We start from the raw sequence: 22,030 nt of genomic DNA on the forward strand, positions 1-22,030 counted from the left end.
TCACGCCTCCTTCGGGTCGACGGGGGCGACGGGACGGCGGGTGCGGCGCAGCGGCGGCTGGGCGCCCAGGCTCTTCGGGTCGAGACCGGACCACTTGTGGCCGCCGCCGAAGAACTTGGTGCGGGCGAGGATCGTCATCAGCGGCTTGGTGAAGAAGAAGACCACGACGACGTCGAGCACGGTCGTCAGACCGAGCGTGAACGCGAAGCCCTGGACCTTGCCGACGGTGACGATGAACAGCACCGCAGCGGCCAGGAACGACACGAAGTCGGAGACCAGGATGGTGCGCCGGGCCCGCGGCCAGGCGCGCTCGACGGCGGGGCGCAGCGAGCGGCCCTCGCGGATCTCGTCCCGGATGCGTTCGAAGTACACGATGAACGAGTCCGCTGTGATACCGATCGCGACGATGGCACCACAGACCGCGGGCAGGTTCAGCGCGAAGCCGATGGCCGGGCCGAGCAGCGACATGATCACGTAGGTGAGCGCGGCGGACACCAGCAGGGAGGCGACGGCGATCAGGGACAGGCCCCGGTAGTACAGGACCAGGTAGATCACGACCAGGGCGAGGCCGATGGCGCCGGCCAGCAGACCGGCGTGCAGCTGCTCGGTGCCCAGCGCGGCCGTGACGGTGGTGACGCTGGCTTCCTTGAAGGTCAGGGGGAGCGCACCGTACGACAGCATGTTGGAGAGGTCCTGCGCCTCCTGCTGCGTGAAGTTGCCGGAGATCTCCGCGTTGCCGCCGCTGATGGCCTGGCGGACGTAGGGGTGCGAGATGACCTTGTCGTCCAGGACGATGGCGAACTCGTTCTGCGGGGACTGCTTGGTGGCGAGGTCACCGGTGATCTGCGCGAACTTCTTGCCGCCTGCGCCGGTGAAGTCCATCGTGACCTTCCAGCCGGCACCGCTCTGGGTGTCGAGGAGGGCCTGCGCCTTGTCGACGTCGGTGCCGTCCACGGCGACCGGGCCGAGCACGAACTTCATCCACTGCTCGCCGTCCTGGCCGCAGGCGACGGTCGCCGCGCCGGCCTTGGCGTTCTTGCCGGCCGCGTCGCGCTGCTTGACGTCGCTGCAGTCCAGGGCCGCGAACTGGGCCTGGAGCTTGCTGTCGTCGGTGGCGGCGTCCGCCGGGGCGGAGGCGCTCGGCGTGGCGGCGGGCGCGGTGCTCGCGGAGGGCGAGGGGTCGGCCTTCAGGGCCTCGCCGACGGCACGGCCCTGCGTGGTGGCGGAGGCCGACGGGGTGGCCTCGTCGCCGTCGGCGTCGCCGCTGGGGGAGGCCGACGCGCTCGGGGAGGCGCTGGCGCTGCCGCTGGGCTTGGGCGACGCACTGCCGCTCGGGCTCGGGCTCGGGGCGGGCGCGCCGCCGGAGGGCGCGCTCTGGAGCACGGGGCGGAAGTAGAGCTTGGCCGTGGTGCCGACCTGATCCCGGGCCTGCTTGGAGTTGGTGCCCTTGGGGATGTTGACGATGATGTTGCGGTCGCCCTGGGTCTGCACCTCCGCCTCGGACACACCCAGACCGTTGACACGGCGGTTCATGATGTCGACCGCGGTGTTCATGTTGGTCTTGTTGATCGCGGACTCTTGGCCGCTCCGCGCCTCGAGCGTGATGCTGGTGCCACCGGCGAGATCGATACCGAGTCGCGGGGTCGTGTGACCGGTCGCGAACATGCCGCCGGTCAGCGCCACGATGGCGATCAGGATCAGGGCCAGCGAGCGCCCCGGCTTGCTCTGGGCGCTCGCCTTACGGCCCTTTTTAGGTGCTGCCACCTTCTCGTACTCCCTCTCGGGCCGCCTCGCGCCGGGTCGGCTGGCGGCCATGACATGGTGTCGGGATCCCCTGCGAGAGACACGTGTGCCGGGGCGGCCGGGCATGGCCCGCACGCCCCGGGACAGGGTTACTTCGCGTCGGAGTCGCCGTCGGTCTTCTTCGGCTCTTCTGCCTTGGCCTCGACGGCCTCGTCGTCGGACGGCTTCTCGTCCGCGTCCTTCTTGCCGAGGTCGACGGACGACTCGTCGGAGGCGGCGGCGGAGCCGGCGGCGTCGTCGGTCTCGGTGAGGGAGGAGGCGTCGTCCGGGACGATGTCGGACTTCAGGTCGTGCTCGACGCCGTGGACGATGCGGTTGTACTCGTCGTCCGTCAGGACGGCACCGATGGCGTTCTTCGCGAACAGGAGGTCGACGCCGGGTCCGGCGTCGAGGAGGACGGTGTCCTCGTTGACCTCCTTGACCGTCGCGTACATGCCCCCGATGGTGCGCACACCGGAACCGGGCTGCATCTGGTTCCGCATGTCGACGGCGGCCTGCTGCTTCTTCTTGGCCGACCGGGTCATCAGGATCATGGCCCCGATGAGCACGATGAACGGGAGGAGGGTCACGAGACTCACGGGTCGGAACTTCCTTCGCACGACCGCGATGGTGTGCGGCCTGATGGATGGGGGTATGCATGCCGTCCGACTGGAGCGGCATCGGCGGAGTCTAAGCGAGTCCGCGTGCATGGAACAACGCTCAGCATGGCACCTGGGTTCCTGACGTGGCCAATCCCCTGCCAATCGGTCGGCGAGGCGCCACCGATTCCGCGTCGATCGTGCGTCGAACCCCTGCCGTCACGCCCCGAACAGGTCTTGTTGTCCGTTTCCCGTGCCCGCGGCGCGGGGCGGAGTGAGGCCGAGATGCGCCCACGCGGCAGGGGTCGCGACCCGGCCGCGGGGGGTGCGGGCGAGCAGTCCCTCTCTTACGAGGAAGGGTTCGGCGACCTCCTCGACGGTCTCGCGCTCCTCCCCCACGGCGACGGCGAGCGTGGACAGGCCGACCGGGCCGCCGCCGAACAGCTTCAGCAGGGCTTCCAGGACGGCACGGTCGAGCCGGTCGAGGCCGCGCGCGTCGACCTCGTAGACGGCGAGGGCCGCCGCGGAGATCTCCTTGGTGATCACGCCGTCGGCCTTGACCTGGGCGTAGTCGCGCACCCGGCGCAGCAGGCGGTTGGCGATCCGGGGGGTGCCGCGGGAGCGGCCCGCGATCTCGGCGGCGCCCGCGGTGTCGATCTCGACGTCGAGCAGATGCGCGGAGCGGTGCACGACGCGCTGGAGCTCGGCGGGCTCGTAGAACTCCATGTGCGCGGTGAAGCCGAAGCGGTCGCGCAGCGGGGGCGGCAGCAGACCGGCCCGGGTGGTGGCGCCGACCAGGGTGAAGGGCGGCAGCTCCAGGGGGATGGCGGTGGCGCCGGGGCCCTTGCCGACGATGACGTCGACCCGGAAGTCCTCCATCGCCATGTACAGCATCTCCTCGGCGGGCCGGGACATGCGGTGGATCTCGTCGAGGAAGAGGACCTCGCCCTCTTGCAGGGAGGACAGGATCGCGGCGAGGTCACCGGCGTGCTGGATGGCGGGCCCGGAGGTGATGCGGATCGGGGCGCCCATCTCGGCCGCGATGATCATCGACAGAGTGGTCTTGCCGAGACCGGGGGCGCCGGAGAGCAGGACGTGGTCGGCGGTGGCGCCACGCGCGCGGGCGGCGCGCAGCACGAGGTCGAGCTGCTCGCGGACCTTCTCCTGGCCGATGAACTCGCCGAGGTCCTTGGGGCGCAGGGCGGCTTCCACGGCCTGGTCCTCGCGGTCGGCGACGGAGCCCACGAGCCGCTCCTCGGCGGGGGTGTCGGTCGTGTCGTCCCAGTTCATCGATGTGCCTCAAGGGGTGTGGGTCGGCGGGCGCGGGGCGGGTCGGCGGGGTCGGTCGGGCCGGCCCGGGGTGCGGGGCGGGCGCGGGCCGGGAGAGCCGGCGCCCGCGCCGGGTCAGCGGGCGCGGTTGAGGGTCTGGAGCGCGGCCTTCAGCAGCTGGCCGACCTGCGGGGTGCCGCCGGCGGCCTCGGCCTGCGGGGCCACGGCGGTCACCGCCTCGTCGGCCTCCCGGGTGGCGTAGCCGAGGCCGATCAGGGCGGCGTGCAACTGGTCGCGCCAGCCCTGGGTGACCGGGGCGCCGACCACGGGGGCGCCGACCGGCTCGCCGAGGCGGTCCTTCAGCTCCAGCAGCAGCTTCTGGGCGCCCTTCTTGCCGATGCCGGGCACGGCGGTGAGGGCCTTCTCGTCGCCCGTGGCCACGGCTCTGCGCAGGGCGTCGGGCGCGTGCACGGCGAGCATCGCCTGGGCGAGGCGCGGTCCGACGCCGCTCGCGGTCTGGAGCAGCACGAAGACCTGCCGCTCGTCGTCGTCACCGAAGCCGTACAGGGTGAGCGAGTCCTCGCGGACGACCAGGGAGGTGTGCAGCTTGGCGGGCTGTCCGAGGCGCAGGGTGGACAGCGTGTTCGGCGTGCACTGCACGGCCATCCCGACTCCGCCGACCTCGACGACCGCGGCGTCCGGAGCGAGTGCGGCCACTGTGCCGCTGACGAAGGCGATCATGTCGTACGGCCTTTCGGTGCTTTGGCTGCGTGCAGGGCCACGGCCTGCTGGAGTCGATTCTGGGCGGGGGCGCGCCAGATGTGGCAGATGGCGAGCGCGAGGGCGTCGGCGGCGTCGGCCGGCTTGGGCGGGGCGTCCAGCCGCAGGAGCCGGGTGACCATGGCTCCGACCTGTGCCTTGTCGGCGCGGCCGCTGCCGGTGACGGCGGCCTTGACCTCGCTGGGGGTGTGCAGGGCGACCGGGATGCCGCGACGGGCGGCGCACAGCATGGCGACCGCGCTGGCCTGGGCGGTGCCCATCACCGTACGGACGTTGTGCTGGCTGAAGACGCGCTCCACGGCGACGAAATCGGGCCGGTACTCGTCCAGCCAGGCCTCGATACCCCGCTCGACGGCCAGGAGGCGGAGGCTGAGCTCGGCGTCCGCGGGCGTCCGGACGACTCCGACGCCGACCATGGTCAGCGGGCGCCCGGCGACGCCTTCGACCACACCGACCCCGCACCGGGTCAGTCCGGGGTCCACCCCGAGTACACGCACCCTGCACCCCTCCTCCACGGCTGAACCGCCGCCGCTCTCGCGGACCTGGCTGACCGTCGGCGTGGTTCCCCGATCCACGGCTGCGGTCCGCCGCCGTTGATCCATTGACGGGGCCAGGCTAGTCGGTGCCACTGACAACGGCGGCGGGCCGGTGGGATGCGTCCCACCGGCCCGCCGGAATCCGCTCGGCCCGCGGCGGGGTTACGCGTCGACCTTCTCCATGACCTCGTCGCTGACGTCGAAGTTGGCGAAGACGTTCTGCACGTCGTCGCTGTCCTCCAGCGCGTCGATCAGCTTGAAGATCTTCCGGGCGCCGTCCTCGTCCAGTTCGACCTGGACGGAGGGCACGAAGCTGGACTCGGCGGAGTCGTAGTCGATCCCGGCCTCCTGGAGGGCGGTACGGACCCCGACCAGGTCGGTGGCCTCGCTGATGACCTCGAAGGTCTCACCGAGGTCGTTGACCTCCTCGGCACCCGCGTCCAGGACGGCACCGAGGACGTCGTCCTCGCTCAGCTCGCCCTTGGGGACGATGATGACGCCCTTGCGGCTGAACATGTACGACACGGAGCCCGGGTCGGCCATGTTGCCGCCGTTGCGGGTCATGGCGACGCGGACGTCGGAGGCGGCACGGTTGCGGTTGTCGGTGAGGCACTCGATGAGCACCGCGACACCGTTCGGGCCGTAGCCCTCGTACATGATCGTCTCGTAGTCGGCGCCGCCGGCCTCGAGACCGCCGCCGCGCTTGACCGCGGAGTCGATGTTCTTGTTCGGGACGGACTGCTTCTTGGCCTTCTGGATGGCGTCGTAAAGGGTCGGGTTGCCCTCGATGTCGACGCCGCCCATGCGGGCCGCGACCTCGATGTTCTTGATCAGCTTCGCGAAGAGCTTGCCGCGCTTGGCGTCGATCACGGCCTTCTTGTGCTTCGTCGTAGCCCATTTAGAGTGGCCGGACATCTGCCTGTCTCCTTCGCGTAACCATCCACATAACGAACGCCAGAGATCCTACAAGGACTCGGCCGTCCCGTCGGCGCGCACCATGTCGACGAACAGCGAGTGAACACGGTGGTCGCCGGTGAGTTCGGGGTGGAACGAGGTGGCCAGCGCGTTGCCCTGGCGGACCGCCACGATGTGGCCGTCGTGCTCGGCGAGCACCTCTACCGACGCGCCGACGGACTCGACCCAGGGCGCGCGGATGAAGACGCCCTCGACGGGGTCACCCGGGACGCCGGCGACGGCCACCGCGGCCTCGAAGGACTCGTTCTGCCGCCCGAAGGCGTTGCGGCGCACGATCATGTCGATGCCGCCGACGGTCTCCTGGCCCGAACGCGGGTCGAGGATCTTGTCGGCGAGCATGATCATGCCCGCGCAGGTGCCGTAGACGGGCAGGCCCTCGCGGACCCGCGCGCGCAGCGGCTCCATCACTCCGAAGAGGACGGCCAGCTTGGAGATGGTGGTGGACTCGCCGCCGGGTATGACCAGGCCGTCGACCTCGGCGAGCTCCTCGGGCCGCCGCACCGGCCTGGCCACGGCGTCCGCCGCGGCCAGGGCGATGAGGTGCTCCCGTACGTCGCCCTGGAGGGCCAGGACACCGATGACAGGAGTGCTCATGTGGTTACCAGCCGCGGTTGGCGTAGCGCTCGGTCTCGGGGAGGGTGTCGCAGTTGATGCCGACCATGGCCTCGCCGAGGTTGCGGGACGCGTCCGCGATGATCTTCGGGTCGTCGTAGAAGGTGGTGGCCTTCACGATGGCGGCGGCGCGCTTGGCCGGGTCGCCGGACTTGAAGATGCCGGAGCCGACGAAGACGCCCTCGGCACCGAGCTGACGCATCAGCGCGGCGTCGGCCGGGGTGGCCACGCCACCGGCGGAGAACAGCACGACCGGGAGCTTGCCCAGCTCGGCGACCTCGGCGACCAGCTCGTACGGGGCGCGCAGCTCCTTGGCGGCGGCGTACAGCTCGTTGTTGTCGAAGCCGCGCAGCTTGGCGATCTCGTTCTTGATCTGGCGCAGGTGGCGCACGGCCTCGACGACGTTGCCGGTGCCCGCCTCGCCCTTGGAGCGGATCATCGCGGCGCCCTCGGCGATGCGGCGCAGGGCCTCGCCCAGGTTGGTGGCACCGCAGACGAAGGGGGTGGTGAAGGCCCACTTGTCGGAGTGGTTGACCTCGTCGGCCGGGGTGAGGACCTCGGACTCGTCGATGTAGTCCACGCCGAGGGACTGCAGGACCTGGGCCTCGACGAAGTGGCCGATGCGGGACTTGGCCATCACCGGGATGGAGACCGCGTCGATGATGCCCTCGATCATGTCCGGGTCGGACATCCGGGCCACGCCGCCGTCCTTGCGGATGTCGGCCGGGACCCGCTCCAGCGCCATGACGGCGACGGCGCCCGCGTCCTCGGCGATCTTCGCCTGCTCCGGCGTGACGACGTCCATGATGACGCCGCCCTTGAGCTGCTCGGCCATACCGCGCTTGACGCGGGCGGTGCCGGTGGCGGGAGCCTGGTTCTCGGTGATGGACACGGGTTTCGACCTCACTGAAGGGAAAAGCGGTTTTCTGCTGCACCGAGGAAACGTGAACCGGACGGGCCACAGCAAGGGCCAATGGGAAGCCGGTGGATCGTTTTCGCCTGCGGAACGGGGGCGGTGGGCCGGAACGCCCTGGTCAGGCCACCCGTTCCAGCAGGGCCGTCGGTGGCTCGTCGTCCATCTCGAAGGACATCGGGAACGGCGCGTGACCGGCGAGCCGGAACCAGCGGACTTTGCGGTGCTGGCGCAGCCGGCGGGCCGCGCCGACGGCGTCGTTGTGGAAGCGGCGGGCCATCGGGACCCGGCGCACCGCCTCCGTCAGCTCACGCGCCGCCGCCTCTCCCCCGGGCGCCGCCCGTACGGCCTCCACCTGCGCCGACTCCGCGAACACCGCCCGCAGTGCCTGGCTCAGCTCGCTCTCGGCAACCTCCCGCTGTTCCTCCTCGGCCTGCCGGGCCCCGTGCGCGGCCTCGTACAGCACCATCGAGGCGGCGGGGTCGAGGACGCCCGCGGTGGCCAGTTCCTGGGCCACGGAGGCGCGGCGCAGCAGTTGCGCGTCCAGGGCGGCGCGGGCGGCGTCGATGCGGGAGTGCAGGCGGTCCAGCCGTCCGGCCGTCCAGCTCAGGTACAGGCCGATGGCCACGAGGGCTACGAGGATCCAGATGAGCGTTGGTGTCACGGGCCGCAAGGCTAGCGTGGCGCTCTGGCCGCTGGGGTGCGGGCGCGGTTGCGTGCGGGCCTTGCGTGGGGGGTGCGCCGTTCCCCGCGCCCCCCGGGGTAGCCGGTGTGCCGTTCTTGGCCGCGGGCCCGGGATGGCTCGCCGCGCCGTTCCCCGCGCCCCCGGGGTAGCCGGTGTGCGGTTCTTCGCCGCGGGCCCGGGGGTGGCTCGCCGCGCCGTTCCCCGCGCCCCCCGGGGTAGCCGGTGTGCCGTTCTTCGCCGCGGGCCCGGGATGGCCCGTCGCGCCGTTCCCCACGCCCCCCGGGGTAGCCGGTGTGCCGTTCTTCGCCGCAGGCCCCGAAGTGGCTCGCCGCGCCGTTCCCCGCGCCCCTAGGCCGTCCTCGCGTTATCTGGCGGGGGTCAGTCTCTGGCCAGGCCGAATCTGGCTCTCAGGCCCGGGCCTGGGTCCTTGTCGTCTGCTGCCGCCACCGCGGCCGCGCCTGCCGTCACCGTCTCGTAGACGGACAGGATGTCCGCGGCGACCGTCGACCAGTCAAAGCGCCGCACGTGCGCGCTGCCCCGCTTGCGCAGCGTCTCGCGGCGCTCCGGGTCGGCCAGCAGCCGTACGGCCGCCTCGGCGAGGGCGTCGGCGTCCTCGTTGGCGAACAGCTCCCCGGCCGCGCCCCGGTCGAGGACCTGCGCGAAGGCGTCCAGGTCGGAGGCGAGGACGGGGGCGCCCGCGGACATCGCCTCGACCAGGATGATGCCGAAGCTCTCGCCGCCGGTGTTGGGCGCGACGTACAGGTCGACGCTGCGCAGGAAGCGCGCCTTGTCCTCGTCGCTGATCATGCCGAGGAACTCCACGCGCGCGTGCAGCTCGGACGGCAGCTGGGCGAGGGCCGCCTCCTCGTCGCCGCGCCCGGCGATCAGCAGCCGGGCCTTCGGGTGCTCGGCGAAGATCCGCGGCAGGGCCTTCATCAGCACGGGCAGGCCCTTGCGGGGCTCGTCGATACGGCCCATGAAGCCGATCGTCTCCCCCTGCCACTCCGGCTTCGGCTCGGCCTTCGCGAAGAAGTCGACGTCGACGCCGTTGGGGATGACCACCGCGTCGCCGCCCAGGTGCTCGACCAGGGTGCGACGGGCGTACTCGCTGACCGCGATCCGGGCGCTGATCTTCTCCAGGGCGGCCTGGAGGATCGAGTACGCGGCGATCATCGCCTTGGAGCGCGGGTTGGAGGTGTGGAAGGTGGCCACCATGGGCCCCTGTGCGGCCCAGCAGGTCAGCAGGCCCAGCGAGGGCGAGGTCGGCTCGTGGATGTGCACCACGTCGAACGCGCCGTCGTGCAGCCAGCGGCGGACCCTGGCGGCCGACAGGAAGCCGAAGTTCAGCCGGGCCACCGAGCCGTTGTAGGGCACCGGGACCGCGCGGCCCGCGGACACGACGTACGGCGGCAACGGGGTGTCGTCGTCGGCGGGCGCCAGGACGGACACCTCGTGGCCGGTGCGGATGAAGTACTCGGCGAGGTCGCGGATGTGGAACTGGACGCCGCCGGGGACGTCCCAGGAGTACGGGCAGACGATGCCGATCCTCACAGCGGCCCCTTCACCGGGTTCGACGCGTCGGCGCCCGGGCCGGCCGCCGGGTCCAGGTCGGCGAGCCACAGCCGTTGCAGCATGTGCCAGTCCTCCGGGTGGTCCGCGATGCCCGTGGCGAAGGCGTCGGCCAGGGCCTGTGTCATGACAGACGTCTTCTCGGGCCGCGTACCTGACTCCGGCACCTCCACCGGCGGATGCACCCGGCCCCGCAGCACCGGCGAGTCGTCGTACCAGAGCGTCACGGGCAGCAGCAGCGCGCCCGTCTGCTGGGCGAGCAGGGCGGGCCCCGCGGGCATCCGGGCGGTCTCGCCGAAGAAGTCCACCTCGACGCCGGAGGCCGACAGGTCACGGTCCGCGACCAGGCAGACCAGACCGCCGTCGCGCAGCCGCCGGGCCAGGGCGCCGAAGGCGGAGCCGCCGCTGTGCGGCAGGACCTCCATGCCGAGGCCCTCGCGGTAGGCGACGAAGCGGTCGTACAGCGACTCGGGCTTCAGCCGCTCGGCGACGGTCGTGAAAGGCGTCTCCAGCTTGGTGGTGACCCAGGCGCCCGCCAGGTCCCAGTTGCCGAGGTGCGGCAGCGCGAGGACGACGCCCCGCCCGGAGGCGAGACCGTCGGTGAGGTGATGCACGTCCTTGGGGTCGAAGCCGTTCCTGACCCGGTCGGCGCTCCACGCGGGCAGCCGGAACGACTCCATCCAGTAGCGCAGATAGGAGCGCATGCCCGCGCGGGACAGCTCGGCCAGCCGCTCGGGGGACGCGTCCGGCACCACGCGCGCGTAGTTGCTCTCCAGCCGCAGCACACCCTTGCCGCGGCGCTTCCAGGCCAGGTCGGCGACGGCGTTGCCGAGGCGCACGGCGACCGGCTCGGGGAGCTTCTTGACCGTGCTCCAGCCGATCCCGTACAGCGCGTCGGTCAGACGCTCGGAAGCGCTCACTTCGCCGCCTCACTCCCCTGAGAGGCATTCTCGGCGTTCTCCCGCGCGGCCGCCGCCTCCACCTCGGCGGATTCCCGGCGTACGGTCACCACGCGCTGGATCAGCGTGACCAGGCTGCCCACCGCGACCACCCACAGGGCGATCGGCAGCAGGACGTCGATACCCGGCACACCGAACGCGTGCAGGCCCGCGAGCCCGGCCGCGACCAGGGAGATCACCAGCCGCTCGGCGCGCTCGACCAGCCCGTTGACGGCCACCGGCAGCCCGATCGACTCGCCCCGCGCCTTGGTGTACGACACCACCTGACCGCTGGCCAGACAGAAGATCGACACCGCGCACAGGGCGTTGTCGTCGCCGCCGCCCGCGTACCAGAGGGCGAACCCGCCGAAGATCGCGCTGTCCGCGACCCGGTCCAGGGTGGAGTCCAGGAAGGCGCCCCAGCGGCTGGAGCGGCCGAGCTGGCGCGCCATGTTGCCGTCGACGAGGTCGGAGAACACGAACGCGGTGATCACGATCGTGCCCCAGAAGAACTCGCCCCGGGGGAAGAAGACCAGCGCGCCCACGACCACGCCGGCGGTGCCGATCAGCGTGACCGCGTCCGGGCTGACGCCCCTGCGGATCAGAAACGCGGCGAACGGTGTGAGGACACGCGTGAAGAATGCACGCGCGTACTTGTTCAGCATGGCCTTCCCGAGGGTCGCTGTCGCCGCGGCCCCTGCTGGCCACCGGCTGGCCCATCGTAGTCACGCGCCCGCGCGGACGACCCACGGGCACCCTCGGCCCTGCGCCGGATCCGGCGGATGGCCCGCAACCTACCGGAGGCCGCCGGTTCGCGTCGTTCGTATGGACGCACCGTGACGGGAGTGGAAAGCTCGAAGGACCGCGGGCGTCGCCGGAGCCGCCAGTGCACGCGGTCCGCGTGTCGGTGCCTTCCACGACCCCCGACGACCTCACCGTGCACGGGAGGCAAGTCCATGGGCGACAAAGCGCACACACACCCCGGGGCCGCCGGCAGGGCAGTGGCGGCCGACCACCCCGCGTCCGTACGGAATGTGGTGCTGGTCGGCCACTCCGGCTCGGGCAAGACCACACTGGTCGAAGCCCTCGCACTGACCGCCGGGGCGGTGAACCGGGCGGGCCGTGTGGAGGACGGCGGCACCGTCTCCGACTACGACGACATCGAACACCGGCAACAACGCTCGGTACAGCTCTCCCTGGTGCCCGTCGAATGGGACGGCATCAAGATCAACCTACTGGACACCCCCGGATACGCCGACTTCGTCGGGGAACTGCGGGCCGGTCTGCGGGCGGCGGACGCGGCCCTTTTCGTCGTCTCGGCCTCCGACGGCGTGGACGGCTCGACCCGCATGGTGTGGGAGGAGTGCGCGGCCGTCGGCATGCCCCGCGCCATCGTCGTCACCCACCTGGAAGCCGCACGCGCGGACCTGGAGGAGATGACCCGGGTCTGCGCCGAGGCCTTCGGCGGCGACGACCCCGACGCCGTACTGCCGCTCTACCTGCCGCTGCACGGACCGCAGGCCCCGGACGGACACGCGCCCGTCACCGGCCTGATCGGACTGCTGTCGCAGAAGCTCTTCGACTACTCCGGCGGCGCACGGGCCGAAACCGAACCCGGCGAGCATGAACTGCCGCTGATCGAGGAGGCCCGCAACCGGCTCATCGAGGGCATCATCGCCGAGAGCGAGGACGAGACCCTCATGGACCGCTACGTCGGCGGCGAGACCATCGACGTCAAGACACTCATCGAGGACCTGGAACGGGCCGTCGCCCGCGGCACCTTCTTCCCCGTCCTCGCCGCCGCCCCCGCCGGCGACGGCTCCCGCCAGGGCCTCGGCACGGTCGAACTGCTGGAACTGATCACCCGCGGCTTCCCGACCCCCCTGGAACGCCAGGCGCCCTCCGTCACCACGCCCGACGGCACGCCCCGCGACCTCACCGGCTGCGACCCCTCCGGCCCCCTCGTCGCCGAGGTCGTCAAGACCGCCTCCGACCCCTACGTCGGCCGCGTCTCCCTGGTCCGCGTCTTCTCCGGCACCCTGCGCCCCGACGAGACCGTGCACGTCTCCGGACACGGCCTCGCCGACCGAGGGCACGAGGACCACGACGTCGACGAACGCGTCGGCGCCCTCACCACCCCCTTCGGCAAACAGCAGCGCCCCGTCGGCCACGCCGTCGCCGGCGACCTCGCCTGCGTCGCCAAGCTCAACCGCGCGGAGACCGGCGACACCCTCTCCGCCAAGGACGACCCGCTGCTGATGGAACCCTGGCAGATGCCCGACCCGCTGCTGCCCGTCGCCATCCAGGCACACAGCAAACCGGACGAGGACAAGCTGTCCCAGGGCCTGTCCCGGCTCGCCGCCGAGGACCCCACCATGCGCCTCGAACAGAACCAGGACACCCACCAGGTCGTCCTGTGGTGCCTGGGCGAGGCCCACGCCGACGTCGCCCTGGAACGGCTGCGCAGCCGCTACGGCGTCCAGGTCGACGTGGTCGCGCACCGGGTGCCGCTGCGCGAGACCTTCGCCACCAAGTCCGCCGGCCGCGGCCGGCACGTCAAACAGTCCGGCGGCCACGGCCAGTACGCCATCTGCGAGATCGAGGTCGAACCCCTGCCCGGCGGCTCCGGCGTCGAGTTCGTCGACAAGGTCGTCGGCGGCGCCGTGCCCCGGCAGTTCATCCCCTCTGTGGAGAAGGGCGTACGCGCCCAGGCCGCCCGCGGCCTCGCCTCCGGCCACCCCCTGGTCGACGTGCGGATCACCCTGCTCGACGGCAAGGCCCACTCGGTGGACTCCTCCGACGCCGCGTTCCAGACCGCCGGCGCGCTCGCCCTGCGCGAGGCCGCGGCCGAGGCAAGGATCCACCTGCTGGAACCGGTCGCCGAGGTGAGCGTCCTGGTCGGCGACGAGTACGTGGGCGCCGTCATGAGCGACCTGTCAGGCCGCCGCGGCCGCGTCCTCGGCACCGAGCAGACCAGCGGCGGCCGCACCGTCGTCCGCGCCGAGGTGCCCGAGATCGAGATCGGCCGCTACTCCGTCGACCTGCGCTCCCTCTCCCACGGCACCGCCCGCTTCGACCGCGTCTACGCCCGCCACGAACCCATGCCCCCGCAGGTCGCCGAACGCCTGCGCCAACTCGAGAAGGAGGCCTCGTAGTTGGAGTGCCGCACCGCCAAGTGACCCCGGCAGAGAGGATTTGCGCCGTGTCGGTGGCCGGCTTTCGGCCGTCCGCCGACACGACGTCACCGCCTGCGGATACGCTGATCACCTGATCAACAGGTGTGCGCGGCACAGAAGTCGGGAAGGCCGCAGAAGCGAAGCACGGGCGGCATTGGGGGGCGGGAATGACCGTTGGCAGCGGTTACGCGGACTTCTTCGGACCACAGGTGCCGCGCACGGGCGACGAGGGCCAGACGGCGACCTTCGCACTGGCCTCCGCGGCCTACCGCGACGGCCCGATGGAGGAGATCAAGAAAGCCGACAACGACTGGCACCAGTCCGCCGTCAAGGACGGCCGCTCCTGGGCCGCGATCTTCCGGCCCAACCTCGGCGAGGCCTTCTCGGGCGCGGTCGTCGCCCGCATGCTCGGCAGCGGCAGGGCACCGTTGATCCAGTCCTTCGGCACCGAGCCCCAGGTGGTCGTCGAGCACTGCCTGGCCGCCAACCGCATCCGCCGCGAGCGCGACAACCGCCTCACCACCCTCAGCGTCGTGTGCGGACTCCTCTTCCTGCCCGGCTTCCTGATGTGGCTGCTGGTCTTCCAGCTGCGCGCCACCATCGACAAACGCGACGACAAACGCGCCTCCGCGCTCGCCACCGCCCTCCTCGTCGGCGTCGGCGCCGTCGCCGTGATCGCCGTGCTCCGCCTGCCCTTCGACGGCTTCTGGGCCTGGTACGCGCGCGCGGCCGTGATCATGCCGGTGGTCGGCTGGTTCTTCGCCCGCCGGATCTGTGAGTCCACCGCCCGCGACCTGCGCGGACGCTGGGACAGCCTGCTCTCCGGCAGCAGCGTCGGCGCCAAGGTCCCCGAAGCCGTCCCCAGCAGCCCCCGCGAGACCGCCGCAGAGGAACTGCGCCAGTCCCTGGCCCGGCTCAGCGCCGAACAGCAGTCCAACTCCGTCTTCTACGCCGGCCCCAAGGGCGTCCTCGGCATGGGCACCCGCTGGGGCGCCTGGCAGCTCGCCGAGGAACTCGTCCCCGCCGACGCCGACCGCGAGATCCACCCGTTCCGCAGCTGGGACGTCGTGCGCTCCATCCACGACCAGCTGCGCATGCTGGAACGCGGCCCGCTCAACACCGGCGGCTTCCCCGCCCCCTCCATAAAGCACTGGATCGTCAGCCCCGTCGGTGAGAACGCCAAGGCGGTCTCCCGCCCCGAGGGCACCGACGTCGAGGCCTACCAGGTCAAGTCGCACGCCATACAGGACATCTGCAACAAGCAGCAGTTCGGCGCCGGCGACCGCCACTACCTCGGCGTCCAGTGGACCCTCTGGGACGGCCAGCTCGTCATCACCATGCTGATCACCGTCACCGTGCTGCACGCCACCCTGCGCATCGAGGTCACCGGACACGCCCTCGGCCCCGTGAACCCCCTGTTCACCGCCAAGCCGGAAGCCCCCACCAAGGAGGTCGCCAAGTCCTTCAAGCCCTGGGAGAGCCGCACGGTCAACCTGCCGCTCGTCACCACCAACGAGGTCGTACGCCTCGCCGTCCGCGCGCCGCTCACCTGGTACCCGCCGCTGCTGAACTGGCTCGGCGGCTCCATCGGCCTCCCCGAGCCCTTCGGCCTGCGCCACGCCTGGGCCGACCAGCCCTGGCGGCACCGCTTCATGGCCGACGACGCCCTGCGCGCCGCCACCCCCGTACTGCGCGTCGTCCACTCGGCGGCCATCAAGGTCCTCGCCGAGAACGGCGTGGACACCGAGAAGTTCGGCACGCGCTCGTCCTTCCTCAGCACCGCCGTCCAGGACGCCTCACCGCGCAAGGCCGACCTCTACGACGCATGAGGGAAGGGGCCCCTCCGAAGAGGAGCCCCCAGGACCACGCCGGCCCGCCGCTCAGGCGGGCCAGGCGTCCGCCAGCATCTTGCGGGTGTCCCCCAGCAGCTGCGGCAGCACCTTGGTGTGACCGACGACCGGCATGAAATTGGTGTCCCCGCCCCACCGCGGCACGATGTGCTGGTGCAGATGCGCGGCGATACCGGCGCCCGCCACCGTCCCCTGGTTCATGCCGATGTTGAAACCGTGCGCACCCGAAGCCACCCGCAGGGCCGCCATCGCCTGCTTGGTCAGCGCCGCGAGCTCCACGGTCTCCGCGTCGGTGAGATCGGTGTAGTCGGCGACATGCCGGTAGGGCACCGTCATCAGATGACCGCCGTTGTACGGGTACAGGTTCAGCACCGCGTACACGTGCTCACCCCGCCTGACGATCAGCCCGTCCTCGTCCGACTTGGCCGGTATGGAGCAGAAGGGACAGCCGTCGTCGGCCCCGGGGCCGGTCGGCTTGTTCTCACCCTGGATGTAGGCCATCCGATGGGGCGTCCACAGGCGCTGGAAGGCATCCTGGGTCCCCACTCCGATCTGCTGTTCCGGCTCACTCGTCATGCCATGCAGCATATGGCTTCGCCCGTTCGGGGCGTGTCGCCGGGGCGGCGTCAGGGCCTACAGCGGCCAAGCTTGGCCCGTGGACGACGACAGCCCCTACACCCGCTGGGAGCAGCGCACCGAGATCCCTCTGTTCCTGGCCTCACTGCTCTTCCTGGCCGCCTACGCCGCTCGCGTTCTCGCGGTCAGCATGCCGTCGTTCTGGAAGGACGTGTGCGCGTACACGATGCTCGCGCTCTGGGTGCTGTTCGCCCTCGACTACGTGATGCGCTGGCGCCTCAGCGGACAACGCTTCCCCCGTTTCGTCAGAACACACTTCCTGCACACGGTCGTGGTTCTCCTGCCCCTGCTGCGCCCCCTGCGGATCGTGCCGCTCTACGACGTCATCCAGCGCCGGCAGGGCGAGCCCCGGCTCTCCCTGCACGCACGCGTGATCTCCTACGCCAGTCTGTCGACGCTGCTCCTCGGCTTCGCCGGCGCCCTCGCCGTCTTCCAGCAGGAACGCGGCGCGCCCGGGGCGACCATGAAGACGTTCGGGGACGCCCTGTGGTGGGCCGCCGAGACCCTCAGCACGGTCGGCTACGGCGACATCACGCCGGTGACCACGGGTGGCCGGGCGATCGCGATGGCGATGATGGCGGGCGGGCTGGCCCTGCTCGGCGCGGTGACGGGATCGTTCTCGTCGTGGCTGCTGCAGGTCTTCTCCCGCGAGAGCGACAGGAGGCCCCCGGAGAGCTGAGCCTTCCGGGGGCCTGACCTCCGCGTGGGCGGAGAGAGCCGGCGAGCGCTGTTGGGCTCGATCGAGCGGTTCGGAACACCCCCGCTCACGCGGGGACGACATCACACCTGAACGCGACGCTCCACGGCATCGACGAGCTTCGCCAGCGCTTCGTCACGCGGGATGCCGTTCTCCTGCGAGCCGTCCCGGTAGCGGAACGACACCGTGCCCGCGTTCATGTCCTCGTCACCGACGATGATCATGAAAGGCGTCTTCTGCTTCTGCGCGTTCCTGATCTTCTTCTGCATCCGGTCGGAGGAGGAGTCCACCTCGACGCGAAGGCCCTTCCCCTTCGCGTCGGCGGCGAACTGCTGGAGGTACTCCACATGCGCGTCGCCGATCGGGATGCCGACCGCCTGGACGGGCGCGAGCCAGGCAGGGAAGGCGCCCGCGTAGTGCTCGAGCAGCACCGCGAAGAACCGCTCGATGCTTCCGAACAACGCCCTGTGGATCATCACCGGCCGCTGCTTCGAGCCGTCCGCCGACGTGTACTCCAGGTCGAACCGCTCCGGCAGGTTGAAGTCCAGCTGGATCGTCGACATCTGCCAGGTACGGCCGATGGCGTCGCGAGCCTGCACGGAGATCTTCGGCCCGTAGAAGGCGGCGCCACCCGGGTCCGGGACCAGCGGCAGACCCTGCTTCTCGGCGACCTCGCGCAGGGTCTCGGTCGCCTCCTCCCAGACCTCGTCCGAGCCGACGAACTTCTCCGGGTCCTTGGTGGACAGCTCCAGGTAGAAGTCGGTCAGACCGTAGTCGCGCAGCAGCCCGAGGACGAAGGTGAGCGTCCTGTCGAGCTCCTCCGACATCTGCTCACGGGTGCAGTAGATGTGCGCGTCGTCCTGGGTGAAACCGCGGGCACGGGTCAGACCGTGCACGACGCCCGACTTCTCGTACCGGTACACGGTCCCGAACTCGAAGAGCCGCAGCGGCAGTTCACGGTAGGAACGCCCGCGCGCGTCGAAGATCAGGTTGTGCATCGGGCAGTTCATGGGCTTGAGGTAGTAGTCCACGCCCTCGTCGAGCTGCATGGGCGGGTACATGCCCTCGGCGTACCAGTCGAGGTGCCCGGACGTCTCGAAGAGCTTCCCCTTCGTGGCGTGCGGGGTGTAGACGAACTCGTAGCCCTCCTCCTCGTGCCGGCGGCGCGAGTAGTCCTCCATCACCCGGCGGACGATGCCGCCCTTGGGGTGGAAGACGGCGAGGCCGGAGCCGATCTGCTCCGGGACGGAGAACAGGTCCAGCTCGTTGCCCAGCTTGCGGTGGTCGCGCTTCTCGGCCTCGGCGAGGAAGTCGAGGTACGCCTTCAGCTCGTCCTTGGACGGCCAGGCGGTGCCGTAGATGCGCTGGAGCATCGGGTTGCGCTCACTGCCGCGCCAGTAGGCGGCCGCGTTGCGCATCAGCTTGAACGCCGGGATGAGGCGCGTCGACGGCAGGTGCGGGCCGCGACACAGATCCTTCCAGCACAGTTCGCCGGTCTTGGCGTCCAGGTTGTCGTAGATCGTCAGCTCGCCGGCGCCGACCTCGACGTCCGCGCCGTCGTCGCTGGAGGCGGAGCCTTTGAGGCCGATCAGCTCCAGCTTGTAGGGCTCGTCCGCGAGCTCCTCGCGGGCGGCCTCGTCGGTGACGACTCGGCGGGCGAACTTCTGCCCGCGCTTCTGGATCTCCTGCATCTTCTTCTCGATGGCCTTGAGATCCTCGGGCGTGAACGGCTTCTCGACGTCGAAGTCGTAGTAGAAGCCGTCCTTGACCGGCGGGCCGATGCCCAGCTTGGCCTCGGGGAACAGCTCCTGCACGGCCTGGGCCAGCACATGCGCGGTGGAGTGGCGCAGGATGCCGAGGCCGTCCTCGGAGGTGATCTCGACGCCCTCGACGGTCTCGCCGTCGAGCAGCACGTAGGTGAGGTCCTTCAGCTCACCGCCCACCCGCGCGGCGATGATCGAGCGCTCGCCGGCGAAGAGGTCGGCCGCCGTAGTGCCCGTCGTCACCGTGCGCTCTTCCCGCTCGGAATCGCGTTGGATGATCACACGGACGTCTGACACCGGTCTCTCCTGACTGAAGGGGGGCGCGGCGCCATACCGGAGCGCACGCATTGACTCCGGATCGTACCGACCCGGCACCCCTCTCCGCGAAATCAATCCCCGCCGCAGGCCTCCTCGAAGAAGTCGAGGTTCTCCTGGAGGGACTTCATCAGCCGGTCCCGCTCCGCCTCGTCGACCTGTACGGGTGCCACGCCGCAGGCGCCGGTGAGCCGCCGGAAGCCGCCCCGGCTCTCCAGGCGGCCCTGCACCCGCACGGGCAGTCCGACGAGGTGGGCCTGGCCGGCGATGCGGTAGTCCTCCTCGTCGAGGACGACCCGGACATGCGGGATCTCGGCGCCCGCGAGGACACGCAGCCGGACGCTGCCCTCGCCGCGCGGTCCGGACCTGCGCATCCGTACGACGGCGCCGGTGAGGCGCACGGGCACGGAGGGTTCGCCGCGCAGATAGCGGGCGCCCGCCTCGCGCAGTACGGCCAGGTCGCCGGGCGAGAACTCCACGGGCTCGGCGCCGCAGCCGTCGGGCACTCCGGCGGCGGGTGCCCAGTCGACGGCGATCCGGGCGCCCTCGCTGCCGCGGACCAGGTTGATCAGTGCCTCGGTGAGCTCGCGGCTCACGCCCGCCTCGATCGCGCCGTCGAAGGCGTCCATGCCGCCGGTGGCGCGCTGGTAGTCGATGGCCTCGCGGGCGGCGTACAGCGCCTGGTGGAGGCGTACGGCGAGGGGGCGGCCGCCGGTGACGGGCACGAAGGCGGTGAGGCTGTCGCCGCCGCCGGCGGGTCCGACGAGGACGGTCTCCAGCAGGGCGGCGGCGGGTCTGCGGTGCCGGGCGCCGTGGTACCCGGCGCGGGCCCGGATGGCGAGGGCCCCGGCGAGCAGCGTCTGGCGGGCGGCGGCGCGCAGCTGTTCCTCGACGGTCCAGGGGGCGGCTCCGGCGGGCCCCGCGGGGATGTCGCGCGACCAGCGGATCTCGTCGCTGGGCACGCTGAGGCCGACGAGGACCTCGCGGGCCGAGGGCGTGGCGCTGCGGGCGAGGGCGTCGAGGGCCTCGCCGAGCAGGTCGTCGCTGTCGGGGAAGGCGCGGCTCTCGGGGACGAGCAGGCTGGTGCCCGCGGCGGCCGGTCCGGGCGGGGTCCAGCGGCCGTAGCGGCCTGGGGCGCCACCGCGCCGCTGCCAGCCGTGCCGGTGCAGCAGGGCGCCGAGCACGGCGGGGTCGACGTCGCCGGGCTCGGGGGGACGGTTCCACGGGGTGTCCTCGGGGTGGGGGCGCACCGGCCTGAGGGGTTCGTCGTAGGGGCGGTGGGTCATGGTCTGCCTCCCGTCCCGACCCGCGTCATGATCTCGCACAGGGCCCGGTCGTCGAAGATCCGTGCGGTCGGGATGCGCACGGTGGTGCGGTGCCGGCCGGTGACGGCGTGGCCGGCGAGGTTGACCCAGTAGCAGCAGTGCCGCAGGTCGAGGCGGTCGTGGCCGGCGCGCAGCCAGTCGTCCTGGGAGCGCGGCACGAGCATCACGACGAGGATCTTGTGGACCGAGACCGGGGTGCGGGCGAGCTTCCTGAGGTGCTCGTTGTCGAGGGTGAAGGAGAAGGAGCGGCCGGGAGGGCCGGGCGGGATCTGGTAGGTCGCCTTGAGCTGGACCTTGATGGTGACCTCGTCGTCGACCGTGTGGCCGGGCGCGCTGTGGCTGACGTGCCAGTCGATGCCGTTGTCCGGGAAGGGCTGGGACAGCGAGCAGCCGGCCGCGGCGGCGACGGCGTGCAGATATCCCACCTGCAGGGTCTCCATGCAGGCGGTGGTGGCGAGTGTGCCGCGGTGAGCGCCCGTGCGCTCGGGCAGCAGCCCGCCCCGCTCGGGCTGCGCTATCACCATGTCCAACAGCCTTCCAGGCAGGTGCTTTCCCGGTGCCGGGCCGCTGAACTGCAAAGACCCGTACTCCTGTTGTCTCCTGGCGGCGTAGTGCGCAAACAGCCCGGGTATCACCAAACAGGCAGAAGACGGTACGTCAGCTGCCCTGGGTGAACGAGGAGTTGTGGGGCCATGAAAACCTGGTACGAGGGGCCGCTGGCGGCATTCGACACGGAGACTACGGGTGTGGACGTCGAGACCGACCGGATCGTGTCGGCCGCCCTCGTCGTCCAGGACGCGCCGGGCAGCCGGCCGAGGGTGATCCGGTGGCTGGTGAATCCGGGTGTGCCGGTGCCGGAGTCGGCGACCGCGGTGCACGGACTGACGGAGGATCACCTGGTGCGCAACGGCCGCTGGCCCGCGCCGGTGATGCACGAGATAGCCGCCGGCCTGCACGATCAGGCGGTGGTGGGGCGCCCGCTGGTGGTGATGAACGCGCCGTTCGATCTGACGCTGCTGGACCGTGAGCTGCGCAGGCACCGGGCGTCGTCGCTGGGCCGCTGGTTCGAGTCGGCGCCCCTGCTGGTGCTGGACCCGAGGGTGCTGGACAAGCATCTGGACCGCTATCGCAAGGGCCGGCGCACGCTGACCGATCTCTGCGCGCACTACGAGGTGGCGCTGGACGAGGCGCACGACGCGGCCGCGGACGCGCTGGCCGCGCTGGAGGTGGTGCGTGCGGTGGGGCGCAGGTTCGCGGCGCGGCTGGAGCGCCTCTCCCCCGCGGAGCTGCACACGCTCCAGGCGGTGTGGCACGCGGCACAGGCGCGTGGGCTGCAGGCGTGGTTCGCGCGCAGCGGCAGTGAGGAGCAGGTGGACCCGGCGTGGCCGCTGCGGCCGGAGATGCGGGCCGCCGCCTGAAGGGTGCGTCCGGGGATGCGTGCGGCGGCCTGAAGTGCGTCCGGAGACGCGTGCGGCGGCCCGACGGGCGGAGGTACGCGAAAGGCCGGCCCGCACTGGCGGACCGGCCTTTTCCCGGTGGGCGATACTGGGTTCGAACCAGTGACCTCTTCGGTGTGAACGAAGCGCTCTCCCACTGAGCTAATCGCCCGG

General features: G+C 71.3%; 20 protein-coding genes and 1 tRNA gene. 4 read left to right on the top strand and 17 right to left on the bottom strand.

Features of this window, described 5'->3' with window-relative positions:
• The 12 genes from secD to pgsA form a co-directional block, all read right to left on the bottom strand.
• Positions 1-1,764, bottom strand: a complete 1,764-nt coding sequence (secD, locus tag ACFYR0_RS12640) for a protein translocase subunit SecD (RefSeq protein ID WP_389325592.1) — start codon at positions 1,762-1,764, stop codon at positions 1-3.
• A gap of 128 nt (positions 1,765-1,892) precedes the next feature.
• Positions 1,893-2,381, bottom strand: a complete 489-nt coding sequence (yajC, locus tag ACFYR0_RS12645) for a preprotein translocase subunit YajC (RefSeq protein WP_389325595.1) — start codon at positions 2,379-2,381, stop codon at positions 1,893-1,895.
• 219 nt (positions 2,382-2,600) lie between these two features.
• Positions 2,601-3,671 (bottom strand): Holliday junction branch migration DNA helicase RuvB, encoded by a 1,071-nt coding sequence (gene ruvB / locus ACFYR0_RS12650; RefSeq protein ID WP_389325599.1) that lies wholly within the window; start codon positions 3,669-3,671, stop codon positions 2,601-2,603.
• A gap of 114 nt (positions 3,672-3,785) precedes the next feature.
• Positions 3,786-4,391 carry a Holliday junction branch migration protein RuvA gene (gene ruvA / locus ACFYR0_RS12655; RefSeq protein WP_389325602.1) on the bottom strand — a complete coding sequence of 202 codons (606 nt, stop codon included), beginning with the start codon at positions 4,389-4,391 and terminating at the stop codon, positions 3,786-3,788.
• A complete protein-coding gene (ruvC, locus tag ACFYR0_RS12660; RefSeq protein WP_389325605.1) occupies positions 4,388-4,927 on the bottom strand; it encodes a crossover junction endodeoxyribonuclease RuvC in 540 nt (179 codons plus the stop codon). The genes ruvA and ruvC overlap by 4 nt, the downstream gene beginning before the upstream one ends.
• A 201-nt stretch (positions 4,928-5,128) precedes the next feature.
• Positions 5,129-5,881, bottom strand: coding sequence for a YebC/PmpR family DNA-binding transcriptional regulator (locus ACFYR0_RS12665; RefSeq protein WP_386377209.1), 753 nt, complete (start codon positions 5,879-5,881; stop codon positions 5,129-5,131).
• Positions 5,882-5,929: 48 nt separating this feature from the next.
• Positions 5,930-6,535 carry a pyridoxal 5'-phosphate synthase glutaminase subunit PdxT gene (gene pdxT / locus ACFYR0_RS12670; protein WP_389325608.1) on the bottom strand — a complete coding sequence of 202 codons (606 nt, stop codon included), beginning with the start codon at positions 6,533-6,535 and terminating at the stop codon, positions 5,930-5,932.
• Between the two features lie 4 nt (positions 6,536-6,539).
• Positions 6,540-7,445, bottom strand: coding sequence for a pyridoxal 5'-phosphate synthase lyase subunit PdxS (gene pdxS / locus ACFYR0_RS12675; protein WP_389325611.1), 906 nt, complete (start codon positions 7,443-7,445; stop codon positions 6,540-6,542).
• A 142-nt stretch (positions 7,446-7,587) separates the two neighbouring features.
• A complete protein-coding gene (locus tag ACFYR0_RS12680) occupies positions 7,588-8,130 on the bottom strand; it encodes a hypothetical protein (RefSeq protein ID WP_389325614.1) in 543 nt (180 codons plus the stop codon).
• A 399-nt stretch (positions 8,131-8,529) separates the two neighbouring features.
• Positions 8,530-9,702, bottom strand: coding sequence for a glycosyltransferase family 4 protein (locus ACFYR0_RS12685; RefSeq protein ID WP_389325617.1), 1,173 nt, complete (start codon positions 9,700-9,702; stop codon positions 8,530-8,532).
• Positions 9,699-10,640: a phosphatidylinositol mannoside acyltransferase gene (locus ACFYR0_RS12690; protein WP_389325619.1), complete on the bottom strand. Its 942-nt coding sequence runs from the start codon at positions 10,638-10,640 to the stop codon at positions 9,699-9,701. Before ACFYR0_RS12690 ends, ACFYR0_RS12685 begins: the two co-directional genes overlap by 4 nt.
• A complete protein-coding gene (gene pgsA / locus ACFYR0_RS12695; RefSeq protein ID WP_389325622.1) occupies positions 10,637-11,323 on the bottom strand; it encodes a phosphatidylinositol phosphate synthase in 687 nt (228 codons plus the stop codon). Before pgsA ends, ACFYR0_RS12690 begins: the two co-directional genes overlap by 4 nt.
• A 291-nt stretch (positions 11,324-11,614) precedes the next feature.
• Here pgsA and ACFYR0_RS12700 point away from each other — a divergent pair, with 291 nt between their 5' ends.
• Entirely contained in the window at positions 11,615-13,813 is a 2,199-nt protein-coding gene (locus ACFYR0_RS12700; RefSeq protein WP_389325625.1) for an elongation factor G-like protein EF-G2, read from the top strand.
• A 188-nt stretch (positions 13,814-14,001) separates the two neighbouring features.
• Entirely contained in the window at positions 14,002-15,663 is a 1,662-nt protein-coding gene (locus ACFYR0_RS12705; protein WP_389325628.1) for a hypothetical protein, read from the top strand.
• A 51-nt stretch (positions 15,664-15,714) separates the two neighbouring features.
• Here the strand turns inward: ACFYR0_RS12705 and ACFYR0_RS12710 are convergent, their stop codons facing one another.
• Positions 15,715-16,272 (bottom strand): HIT family protein, encoded by a 558-nt coding sequence (locus ACFYR0_RS12710; protein ID WP_389325631.1) that lies wholly within the window; start codon positions 16,270-16,272, stop codon positions 15,715-15,717.
• Positions 16,273-16,339: 67 nt separating this feature from the next.
• On the opposite strand from ACFYR0_RS12710, the gene ACFYR0_RS12715 reads away from it, so the two are divergent.
• On the top strand, positions 16,340-16,999 hold the full coding sequence (locus ACFYR0_RS12715; protein WP_389325634.1) for a potassium channel family protein: 660 nt from the start codon (positions 16,340-16,342) through the stop codon (positions 16,997-16,999).
• Positions 17,000-17,100: 101 nt separating this feature from the next.
• Here ACFYR0_RS12715 and thrS read toward each other — a convergent pair whose 3' ends face one another.
• From thrS to ACFYR0_RS12730, 3 genes are all read right to left on the bottom strand, one after another.
• Entirely contained in the window at positions 17,101-19,077 is a 1,977-nt protein-coding gene (gene thrS, locus ACFYR0_RS12720) for a threonine--tRNA ligase (RefSeq protein WP_389325637.1), read from the bottom strand.
• 92 nt (positions 19,078-19,169) lie between these two features.
• The gene (locus ACFYR0_RS12725) at positions 19,170-20,381 is read right to left on the bottom strand and encodes a hypothetical protein (RefSeq protein ID WP_389325640.1); all 1,212 of its coding nucleotides are present in this window, start codon (positions 20,379-20,381) and stop codon (positions 19,170-19,172) included.
• Positions 20,378-20,944 (bottom strand): DUF4365 domain-containing protein, encoded by a 567-nt coding sequence (locus ACFYR0_RS12730; protein WP_389325643.1) that lies wholly within the window; start codon positions 20,942-20,944, stop codon positions 20,378-20,380. The genes ACFYR0_RS12725 and ACFYR0_RS12730 overlap by 4 nt, the downstream gene beginning before the upstream one ends.
• 168 nt (positions 20,945-21,112) lie before the next feature.
• Between ACFYR0_RS12730 and ACFYR0_RS12735 the strand changes: the two genes are divergently transcribed.
• Complete coding sequence (locus ACFYR0_RS12735; protein ID WP_389325646.1) at positions 21,113-21,838, top strand: 3'-5' exonuclease; 726 nt, start codon at positions 21,113-21,115, stop codon at positions 21,836-21,838.
• 118 nt (positions 21,839-21,956) lie between these two features.
• On the opposite strand, the gene ACFYR0_RS12740 is transcribed toward ACFYR0_RS12735, so the two are convergent.
• Positions 21,957-22,028 (bottom strand) — tRNA-Val (locus ACFYR0_RS12740).
• Positions 22,029-22,030: the final 2 nt, after the last annotated feature.

It is taken from the genome of Streptomyces sp. NPDC005017, assembly GCF_042873115.1.
Taxonomy (GTDB): Bacteria; Actinomycetota; Actinomycetes; order Streptomycetales; family Streptomycetaceae; genus Streptomyces.

Coding starts and splice junctions, on each gene's coding strand:
- ruvB (WP_389325599.1), bottom strand. CDS start 3,671: ATGAACTGGGACGACACGACCGACACCCCCGCCGAGGAGCGGCTCGTG.
- ruvA (WP_389325602.1), bottom strand. CDS start 4,391: ATGATCGCCTTCGTCAGCGGCACAGTGGCCGCACTCGCTCCGGACGCC.
- ACFYR0_RS12665 (WP_386377209.1), bottom strand. CDS start 5,881: ATGTCCGGCCACTCTAAATGGGCTACGACGAAGCACAAGAAGGCCGTG.
- pdxT (WP_389325608.1), bottom strand. CDS start 6,535: ATGAGCACTCCTGTCATCGGTGTCCTGGCCCTCCAGGGCGACGTACGG.
- pgsA (WP_389325622.1), bottom strand. CDS start 11,323: ATGCTGAACAAGTACGCGCGTGCATTCTTCACGCGTGTCCTCACACCG.
- ACFYR0_RS12700 (WP_389325625.1), top strand. CDS start 11,615: ATGGGCGACAAAGCGCACACACACCCCGGGGCCGCCGGCAGGGCAGTG.
- ACFYR0_RS12705 (WP_389325628.1), top strand. CDS start 14,002: ATGACCGTTGGCAGCGGTTACGCGGACTTCTTCGGACCACAGGTGCCG.
- ACFYR0_RS12710 (WP_389325631.1), bottom strand. CDS start 16,272: ATGCTGCATGGCATGACGAGTGAGCCGGAACAGCAGATCGGAGTGGGG.
- ACFYR0_RS12725 (WP_389325640.1), bottom strand. CDS start 20,381: ATGACCCACCGCCCCTACGACGAACCCCTCAGGCCGGTGCGCCCCCAC.
- ACFYR0_RS12730 (WP_389325643.1), bottom strand. CDS start 20,944: ATGGTGATAGCGCAGCCCGAGCGGGGCGGGCTGCTGCCCGAGCGCACG.
- ACFYR0_RS12735 (WP_389325646.1), top strand. CDS start 21,113: ATGAAAACCTGGTACGAGGGGCCGCTGGCGGCATTCGACACGGAGACT.